The organism is Algoriphagus aurantiacus, from assembly GCF_035156405.1.
Taxonomy (GTDB): Bacteria; Bacteroidota; Bacteroidia; order Cytophagales; family Cyclobacteriaceae; genus Algoriphagus; species Algoriphagus aurantiacus.
In genome coordinates, this window is sequence record NZ_JAXRUT010000008.1 from 186871 (window position 1) to 197002 (window position 10132).

8 protein-coding genes are annotated in these 10132 nt (G+C 40.8%); all 8 read left to right on the forward strand.

The window, feature by feature from the left end; genetic code table 11:
- Positions 1-48 precede the first annotated feature (48 nt).
- Positions 49-2982 (forward strand): S9 family peptidase, encoded by a 2934-nt coding sequence (locus SYJ56_RS10600; RefSeq protein ID WP_323834063.1) that lies wholly within the window; start codon positions 49-51, stop codon positions 2980-2982.
- A gap of 170 nt (positions 2983-3152) precedes the next feature.
- A complete protein-coding gene (locus SYJ56_RS10605) occupies positions 3153-3734 on the forward strand; it encodes a hypothetical protein (RefSeq protein WP_323834064.1) in 582 nt (193 codons plus the stop codon).
- A gap of 119 nt (positions 3735-3853) precedes the next feature.
- Positions 3854-5245, forward strand: a complete 1392-nt coding sequence (locus tag SYJ56_RS10610) for a mercuric reductase (RefSeq protein WP_323834065.1) — start codon at positions 3854-3856, stop codon at positions 5243-5245.
- A gap of 130 nt (positions 5246-5375) precedes the next feature.
- Positions 5376-6161: a hypothetical protein gene (locus SYJ56_RS10615; protein ID WP_323834066.1), complete on the forward strand. Its 786-nt coding sequence runs from the start codon at positions 5376-5378 to the stop codon at positions 6159-6161.
- A gap of 10 nt (positions 6162-6171) precedes the next feature.
- Positions 6172-6723 carry a lipocalin family protein gene (locus SYJ56_RS10620; RefSeq protein ID WP_323834067.1) on the forward strand — a complete coding sequence of 184 codons (552 nt, stop codon included), beginning with the start codon at positions 6172-6174 and terminating at the stop codon, positions 6721-6723.
- 216 nt (positions 6724-6939) lie between these two features.
- Entirely contained in the window at positions 6940-7527 is a 588-nt protein-coding gene (locus SYJ56_RS10625; RefSeq protein WP_323834068.1) for an NfeD family protein, read from the forward strand.
- A gap of 12 nt (positions 7528-7539) precedes the next feature.
- Positions 7540-9054: a flotillin family protein gene (locus SYJ56_RS10630; protein WP_323834069.1), complete on the forward strand. Its 1515-nt coding sequence runs from the start codon at positions 7540-7542 to the stop codon at positions 9052-9054.
- A gap of 202 nt (positions 9055-9256) precedes the next feature.
- On the forward strand, positions 9257-10132 hold an 876-nt coding region (locus SYJ56_RS10635; protein ID WP_323834070.1), incomplete at its 3' end, for a polymerase.

A 10132-nucleotide genomic window follows, 5' to 3' on the forward strand; every position in this document is an offset into this window, starting at 1 on the left:
CAATTTGTTTCAAAAAAACTTATTTTACACGCTTAAACAGCTGTAACTATGAAAAGAATCTTTAACTTTTTTTGGATTTTTTGCCTGATCTGTAATCTGGCAATTGCCCAAGATGAAGCGGCCAAGCCGATGACTTGGAAAGACATTCCTACCTGGAAATACATGAACAGTGGCACTTTCAAAATCTCCCCTGATGGCAAATGGATAGCCTACGGAATGGTTGCGCTGGAAGCTGATGGAGAAGTGATTCTAAAGTATGTAAGTGATCCAGATTCCACTCAGACTTTCAAAATTGGATTCACTTCCTATCCTTCCATTGAATTCAGCGAGGATAGCAAGTGGATCGCATTTAAAGAATACCCAACTTTTAAGGAAAAGGAAGCCAATAAGAAATCCAAAGGCAAACCCTTGCACGACAAGGTTACGCTAATCAAACTGGGCTCAGACGAAAAAGACGATAAGAAAACATTTGAAAACGTAAGCAATTTCTCCTTCAATGGAGAAGCAGCCACTCATCTGGCGGTGAATCTGACCAAAGATGGTGGTGGAGATGCTAAAGGTTCTGATCTCCTGATTTACAACCTCAAGTCAGAAAAAGCTCAAAATATCGGTAATGTGGCAGAATTCTCTTTCAATAAAAGTGGAAATTACCTGGCATATACGGTAGATGCAGCCAATCAATCAGGAAATGGGATTTATCTAATGACCTTGACCAACAATAGCACAACTGTGCTCGACTCAGACAAAGCCACATACAAATCCATCAACTGGACGGAGAAAGGCGATGCCTTTGCAGCTCTGAAAATGGTCAAAGACAAAAAGTATAAGCAAGATCAGGGAAAATTAGTTGGCGTGAAAAACCTACCAAGTCCTCAGGTGACAGTCTATGATCCAGCTAAAGATTCAACTGGATTTTCCAAAGAATATACAATCAGTCCAAATCGCCGTCCGATGTGGTCAGAAGATTTGACCAGACTTTTTTACGGTATTCATCTGTTGATTTTAGAAAAAAAGGAAGAGGAAAAAAAGGAATTAGACAAAGATTCGGTGAAGCTTGCAGAGTCTGAAGCGATGAAAAGAATCATGGCCGACACTTCTTTGAATTCCATTGCTGACTTAAAGAAAGCACTTTCGAAACTGGACTCTGGAAAAGTAAGTCCAAAAGATAATGATGCAGACAAGCCCGACATGACTATCTGGCACTGGAATGACAGCCGTCTTCAATCCCGTCAGCAAGTTCTGGAAAATCAGGATAAAAATTACAGCTTCTATGCCATGTACGATGTAGCTGCTGGCAAGCATATTCAGCTTCAGGATAGTACCATGCGGGATCTGAGTATTCTTGACAAGGAGAAATATGCGATTGGCTCTGACAATCAAGCCTATGAATTACAAAGTAATCTGGATGGACAGAACTATCGAGATTTCTATATTGTAGATCTCAAAACAGGAGACAAAAAGACGCTTTTCACAAACTTCTACCTTCCTGGTTATTCTTCTTATCCCCGCAGCTCACCTGATGGCACCAAGTTGCTTTATGGATACGATGGCAACTATTACAGCTATGATATAGAAGCTGGAGAAGAAGCTAATCTGACAGGCAGTTTGCCAGTTTCATTCGTGAATGAAGATGATGACCACAATGTGAAAAAGCCACTAGAAGGCGCACTTGGCTGGAGTAGTGATAGCCAATATGTATTGATAAATGACGGCTGGGACATCTGGCAAGTGCCTGTTACAGGAAAAGTCAAAGCAGTGAATTTGACTCAAAACGGCAGAACAGAAAAAATTAAATATCAATACCGCTTTTCTCTTGATCCAGATGAAAAAGGTATAAATCTGAGTAAGCCATTGTACATCCAAACTTATGGTGAATGGACTAAGAAAAGTGGTATTGCACTTATAAGCTCTTCAAAAAAGGGTCTAGAGCCTGGAGCACAACCACTAATCTGGGAGGATGCCAGCATCAGTTCTTTGAAAAAAGCGGAGAATGCTGGGGTATATTTCTTTTCTAAGAGAAAATTCAATGAACCTGATCAGATTTATGTAGCAGAAGCATCGCTTTCCTCTCCTACCCAAGTGACCGAAAATGCTCCTGATGCAGAAAATTATGCTTGGTCATCAGGGACAAGACTGGTTGACTATGTGTCTGACAAGGGCGATACACTTCAAGGTGCGCTTTTCCTTCCAGCCAATTATGTAGAAGGAGAAAAATATCCAACCGTAGTTTATTATTACGAAAAGCTTTCCCAAACCCGTCACAACTGGGTAAATCCTGGCTTCAGCGGCACAGGTTGGAATCCTAACGTATATACCAGCAATGGATATGCTGTGTTTATTCCAGACATTGTCTATACCATGGATGACCCGGGAATGTCCGCAGTATGGTGTGTAATTCCCGGTGTAAAAGCTGCAATTGAAACAGGGGTAATCGATGAAGATAACATCGGAATCCACGGCCACTCTTGGGGAGGTTATCAGACCTCATTCTTGATTACTCAGACAGATATGTTCAAAGCTGCCGCTGCAGGCGCGCCATTAACCAATCTGATTTCCATGTACGATTTGATCTATTGGAATTCGGGAGGAGGAAACATGTCGATCTTCGAAGCATCTCAGGGTAGATTTACTGGCGGTCCTTGGGAAGACTGGGATTCTTACGAGCGAAACAGCCCGGTGTACCATGTGAAAAATGTAACTACACCGCTTCTGATGCTTCATAATGATAAAGATGGAGCGGTGGACTTCACTCAAGGAATAGAATATTACTCTGCATTAAGACGATTGAAAAAGCCAGTAATCTTGGTTCAGTACAAAGGAGAAAACCATGGCTTGGGCAAACTCGAAAACCGGAAGGATTACTCGGTAAGAATGATGGAGTTCTTTGACCATCATCTTAAAGGGGCAGATGCTCCAGATTGGATGTCAAAAGGTATTGACAAAATTGATCTGGAAAAACATCTGGAAAACAGAGCATTTTAATCAAAGCCAAAGGGGAGCTATAAAAGGCTCCTCTTTTTGCTTTAATGCGTTTCATAATCATAAGTTCCTCTTAGTTCGAATTACCCCTATTATCACCAAAGGGTTGGGGAATAAAGCTCACTTTCACTTTCTTTAACCCTCAATTCGCAAAAGCGAATCTTTTAAAATCTATGCAAGAACCCAACAAAGAAAAGCCTGTTAATTCACAAATTGATTTCGGAAAGCTAAGCTCCATCTGCTACCAGGATACCGATCCCAATTATCACCAGCATCTGGAAACTTACCTTTACGATGAGGATTTCGACAGCGTCTGGGATGGCTATGTCAATATTTCTCCTGAAAAAGCATGGAGTGGTCAGATGATCCATTTTCATCAGCTGTATTCCAGACAGACAGGAGAGGAAGTGTTTCCTGGGCAAATCTATACAGGAGGAATGGGTGAAGGTCAGGTGCTTATTCTAAACCTTCATGTTTTCAAAGGCACCATAAAACTTCAAGTAGGTCATGAAGTGATGGAAATTGATAAAAGCAAAGGGCTAATCCGAATTTGCTATCTGGAAAACTCTAAATCTGAGGGTTCTCAATTCATCCGATTCAATTCGCTTTCAAATGGAAAGACCGAGGTTTCGCATAAGACATTTTATCGTAGCGGGTCCTGGTTTAGAGACAAAATCATCTATCCATATTTTCATACCAAAGCCATCAATGAATTTCATGGTAATGTAAAGAACTGGATAGGTTCAAGAAATTAATTACATGATTTGGCATTGCTTAAAGAAGGAGTCTGGATATCAGGCTCCTTCTTTTGTGTTTGGCTTTCTGTTTGTAACTTTTAGAGAAATGAAGTCCTTCCAATAAACTTTTTTTGAATATGATTGAAGACAGAGTAGAAACTTTTGATGCCATAATTGTTGGTTCCGGGCAAGCAGGAAATCCCCTTGCGCTAGCCTTAGCCAAAGAAAAATGGAAAGTGGCCATTGTGGAAAAAGCCGCACTGGGAGGTACTTGTGTCAATACAGGTTGTACGCCAACTAAAGCCTATGTGGCCAGTGCTAGGGCTGCTTGGGCGATTTCGAATGCGCATAATTTGGGAATCGAAGTACCCAAACAGCCCAAAGTAAATTTGAAAGCCATAAAAAAAAGAAAAGACAAACTAGTCAACCAATCCAGAATCGGAATACGGAAATCTTTGATTGATTCACCTCAAATCTCGATGATACGCGGTACTGCAACTTTTATAGATAAAACGAGGCTAAAAGTCGGTTCTCGAATCCTTAAATCTTACAAAATATTTCTAAACGTAGGCGCAAGAACCAAAATCCCGGAAGGATTTGAAGATGTGGATTACCTCACCAATACTTCAATTCTTCAACTTGATAAGGTTCCTGACAGCCTTATTATTATTGGAGGAAGTTATATAGGGCTAGAATTTGCCCAGATTTTCAAACGATTGGGTTCTAAGGTTACCGTTTTGGAAATGGGCGACTATCTGGTTTCCAAAGAAGATCACGATACGTCAGAATTAGTCCGGGAAGTACTGATAAACGAAGGGATAAAAGTAATCTGCGGAGCCAATTGCCTAAAAGGAAAAAACAAAAAATCAGATGGGGTGACCGTTTCCTTCCAAAAAGATGGTAAGGATCAGAAAATTAATGGTTCTCATGTTCTACTTGCTACGGGAAGAATTCCAAATTCCGATTTGCTCAAGCCAGAGAAGGCAGGATTAGCACTTTCTGACAGAGGCTATCTTGAAGTAAATGAAATATTGGAAACCAATATTAAAGGGATTTATGCCTTGGGCGATTGTAATGGTGAAGGTGCTTTTACCCATACTTCCTATAATGACTTTGAAATCATGGAAGATCAGCTTTTGGGAGACAAGAGAAGAACACTAAATGATCGGATTACAAATTATGCTTTATACATCGATCCCCCACTTGGAAGAGCGGGAATGACGCTTTCTCAAGCAAAAGAATCAGGCAAAAATTTACTCTTTGCCCGCATGCCTATGAATGCTATCTCTAGGGCAAAAGAAAAGGGGGAAACCCAAGGAAAAATGGAGGTGATAGTGGATGCAGACTCCGAACAAATCCTAGGAGCAGCAGTATTTGGTACAGGAGGAGATGAAATCATCGGGACATTTTTGACCGCCATGTACGGGAAAGTGAGTTATAAATCCCTGATGAATTCCGTACAAACCCACCCAACAGTCACTGAGTTAATCCCAACATTACTTCAGCAGCTCAAGCCAATTAATAAGTAGCCCAATGAAATCGAGTATGACTCAAGCGACACACAGAGGGATGATTATCCGTAATGCGAGATTCTCCCGAATCGATCCCGATATCGGGACGGGACAGGCTATGTGACCTTTGAAAGAAAAATATAAACACATGAAAAAGTCACATAAAATATATGCTATCCTGAATATGATAGTTTTGGTCATAGTAATCTTTTGGAATTATTGGGTGAATGCTAAAGGATTAAATGGCAATACCGTCAGTTCACTAAGCGCTGACTACGAAAATCTATTTACACCAGCTGGATATGCATTCTCCATCTGGGGAGTGATATTTTTGGCGCTTTTTGTCCAGGGTATTTTCTTTATTTCGAGGGCATTTAGTCCTACCAGAGATTCAGATTTCCTATCCCAAATCGGGCCGTACCTGATCATGGCAAATATCGGAAACGGCCTTTGGATTTATATATGGCTTATGGAATATACTGGTGTAAGTATCATCGTGATGTTTGGAATTTTAGCCAGTCTCCTTATCACCATCTTAAATACAAACATGGAAAGATGGGACGCACCACGGCCAATTATCTTCTGGCTCTGGTGGCCAATTGCTCTTTATAGTGGATGGATCGCGGTGGCAACTATCGCAAATATCTCAGCCTATCTAGCAAAAGCTGGCTGGAATGGTGGTATTTCTGAGGTGACTTGGGCCATAATAATGATCATCGTGGCAGTCACCCTAAATCTTTATATGATCGCTACTCGAAATCTTCGGGAATTTGCATCAGTAGGTGTTTGGGCATTGATCGCCATTTCAGTTAGACATTGGGGAAGTATCCCGACGTTACAATGGACGGCACTAATCGGAGCCATAGTTCTTTTCATCGCCATCAGTTACCATGGCTATCAAAACAGGGCAACGGCTCCAATTAAATTTAATTAAACCAACAACTATGAGAACTTTATCCAATACCGAAAAAATAGCTCTTGCGATGCCAATATTAGCCGCAGCAGGTGTTATGTTTTTGTCACATAATGCCAAAGCGCAAGACCTGGAAACAGTACACTACGTGGATCTTGAAAAATATGCAGGAGACTGGTATGAAATCGCTTCATTTCCCCAGTTTTTCCAAAAAGGTTGCACATGCACCAAAGCTACCTATACACCAAATGAGGATGGTACCATTAAGGTCGAAAACAGCTGTAACGTACCTGCGAAAGGAAAAATAAAAACTTCCACGGCCAAAGCATTTTTGGAAGATGGTTCAGGAAATGCCAAGCTAAATGTTCAGTTTTTCTGGCCCTTCAAAGGTAAGTACTGGATCATAGATCTGGCAAAGGATTACTCCTATGCTGTGGTCGGTCATCCAAATCGCAACTATCTCTGGATCCTATCTAGGACACCGCAGATGGATGAAAAGCTATATGAAAAACTTCTTGAAGGAATCACTGAAAAGGGTTTTGATATCAGCAAACTCGAAAAAACAATTCAGTGTGAAGACTGAACTAACTTAAATCCCCAGAATTAACAGTTCTGGGATTTTTATTTACCCCCTTCTCTATCAGCTTATTTACAACATTCCCGAATTCTTACTAGTTTTTAATTCCTCAATAGCATTTTATATTGATACCTAAATAACGTGTAAGTAAATTTTTCCTTAGTTATTTCAAAATAAAAAGATAGTAATTAGAGATTTTTTGATATTTTGAGCCTGCCAAATATGGCTATAACTCTCAATGACATGGAATTTTTAGATGGATTAGATCCTCAGCTCAAACTCTTCTGGTATATCGCGATACCAGTCTCCTTGATTTTTGTGATACAGACGATCTTGACTTTTGTGGGATCAGGCAGTTCTGATGGAATAGAAGCTGACTTTGATGGAGACTTGGATGGTGCGGAAGCTCCTTTCCAGATGTTTTCCCTCCGAAATCTGATTAATTTCTTGCTGGGTTTTAGCTGGACAGGAATATCTTTTTACAAGCTCATCCCAAACACCACACTCCTTATATTTATCAGTTTGGCAGTAGGGTTTGCATTTGTTTATTCCTTTTTTCTCATAATAAGGCAAATACAAAAGCTGGGAGAAGACAACACCTTTCGTCTGGAAAAAACGCTTGACAAAATCGCCGATGTATATCTCACTATCCCCGGGAAAATGCAAGGAAAAGGTAAAATCATGGTAAGTCTGAACGGATCTGTGCGTGAAATAGATGCCATGACTGAACATGATAAAATAGAAACCAACGCCACAGTAAAAATCAAACGTGTAGAAAGTGGCAATATCCTCATCGTAGAAAAGCTTTAAATCAATTCTTTTATGGACCCTTTAATACTTATCGTCGTTGCGACGATTGTCACCTTTGTGACTATTCTGGCACTTGTCTCCCGCTACAAGCGCTGCCCATCTGATAAAATCCTTGTGGTTTATGGTAAAACAGGAGGAACTTCGGCTCGATGTATTCATGGAGGTGGGGCCTTTATCTGGCCGGTTATTCAGGATTACGCCTACCTCGACTTAAAGCCAATTTCTATTGAGGCAAATTTGACTAATGCGCTAAGCCGTCAGAATATTCGGGTGGACGTTCCTTGTAGATTTACGATTGCTATTTCTACGGATACGGATACGATGAATACTGCTGCCGAGCGATTATTGGGCTTAGCACATGAGCAAATCCAAGAACTTTCAAAAGATATCCTCTTTGGTCAATTACGTTTGGTGATTGCCACCATGACCATAGAAGAGATCAATTCTGATAGAGATAAATTCCTGGAGAGTATTTCCAAGAATGTGGACAGTGAGCTGAAGAAAATCGGCTTGAAATTGATAAACGTCAACGTAACGGATATCAAAGATGAGTCAGGCTACATTGAGGCTCTTGGGAAAGAAGCTGCTGCAAAAGCCATCAATGAAGCTAAAATCTCAGTCGCAGAACAAGAAAAAATAGGTGAAACAGGAAAAGCCTTGGCCGATCGTGAAAAGGATGTTCAGATTGCTGACACCCAGCGTGATCGAGATGTTAAAATAGCCATCACCAACAAAAACCGTGAGGTCAGCATTGCTGAAGCTGCAAAAGATGAAAGCATTGGTAAAGCTGAGGCACAAAGAGATACCCGTGTAAAAACCTCCGAAGCAAATGCCATCGCAATCAAAGGAGAAAACGAAGCAAAAATATCCATTGCTCAGTCCGACGCTCAACGAAGAGAAAAAGAAGCTGAAGCATTAAGAATTGCTCTTGCATCTGAAAAAGTTCAAAGTGCACGGGCACTTGAAGAAGCATATCTTGCAGAGCAAAAAGCAGAAACTGCAAGGGCAGAAAGAGAGCGATCTACTCAAAATGCAAACGTGGTGATACCTGCTGAAATCGCAAAGCAACGCGCTATCATAGATGCCCAAGCAGAAGCTGAGCGAATCAGAGAACAGGCAAAAGGAGAAGCAGATGCTATTTTTGCGAAGATGGAAGCAGAAGCGAAAGGGCTCTATGAAATATTGACTAAGCAGGCAGAGGGCTATCGCGAAGTAGTAAGTGCGGCAGGAGGAGATCCCACCAAAGCATTCCAATTGCTCTTGATTGAAAAACTTCCTGAATTGGTAAAAACTCAAGTGGAAGCAGTGAAAAATATCAAGATTGATAAGATTACTGTTTGGGATTCTGGACAAGGAGAAAATGGCAATGGCTCGACAGCTAATTTTGTATCAGGAATGATGAAGACGGTTCCTCCATTAAATGAATTATTCAACATGGCCGGCTTGAATCTGCCGACTTATTTGAAAGGAGAAGACTTAGCTGAACCTCCCAAAAATAAAGAGGCGTCAAAACCCAAAGACGAATAGCATCAAAAAAAAGCCCGGAAATTCTGGGCTCTTTTTGTGTTCAGCTATTCTTAGAAATAAGCATGAAATTTGTATAGTTTTGCCAGATCATTCCAATTCACACCATTTATAATGAAATCGAGCATGTCGAAGGCGACACACAGAGGGATGATTATAATTCCAGCGAGATTCCATATGACCATTGAAAAACAATTCTAAACAGATGAAAAAACAATTACTTACCCTAGTCCTTATGGGGCTTACCAATATAATTTTAGCTCAAAATGATTTCAACCGCTGGTCTTTAGAAACGAATGCAGGTTTCAATAAAGCCATGGCACCACTGACACCCGGGTTTCTATCCCCGACTTTGAATATAGGACATCTTGATTTTGGTGTGCGCTATATGTTCAATGAAAAATTTGGTGTGAAAGCTGATGCAGGTTTTGGATCCTTTTCTGAAGCAAAAGATAATAGCCCAGCGTTTACCACTAATTACCTAAGAGCCAATATTCAAGGAGTTGCCAACTTAGGTAGACTCATGAACTTTGAGTCCTTCACTAGAAGTGTGGGCTTTCTTGGCCATTTCGGAGTTGGAGGCGGACGCTTAAGTTTTGAACAAACCATATTGAATACCCAGCCCGACTATGTTTACAATTTTATTACGGGATTAACCGGACAATTGAAACTAGGACAACGTCTTGCACTTACTGGTGACATCTCGATGATTCATAATGGTAGGCAAACTTACACCTTCGACGGGAATCAATATAATGCCCCTGTGCAACCAACTGAACCTATGGTAAATCCATTAGTTCATGCGCCTGGAACTTGGTGGACAGGAACTCTTGGTCTGAATTTCTACCTTGGCAAAAATGAAGAACATGCTGACTGGTTTATCGCAGCTGACAAATATGCTACTAAAGAAGAGCTTGCTACTCAGATCAACGGTATCAAAGACATGTTGAAAGATTCTGATGGTGATGGTGTTCCTGATTACTTGGACAAAGAGCCTAACACTCCGGCTGGAGCAAGAGTAAATTCTTCAGGTATGACTTTGGATTCTGACGGTGATGGCACTCCTGATCACATGGATAAG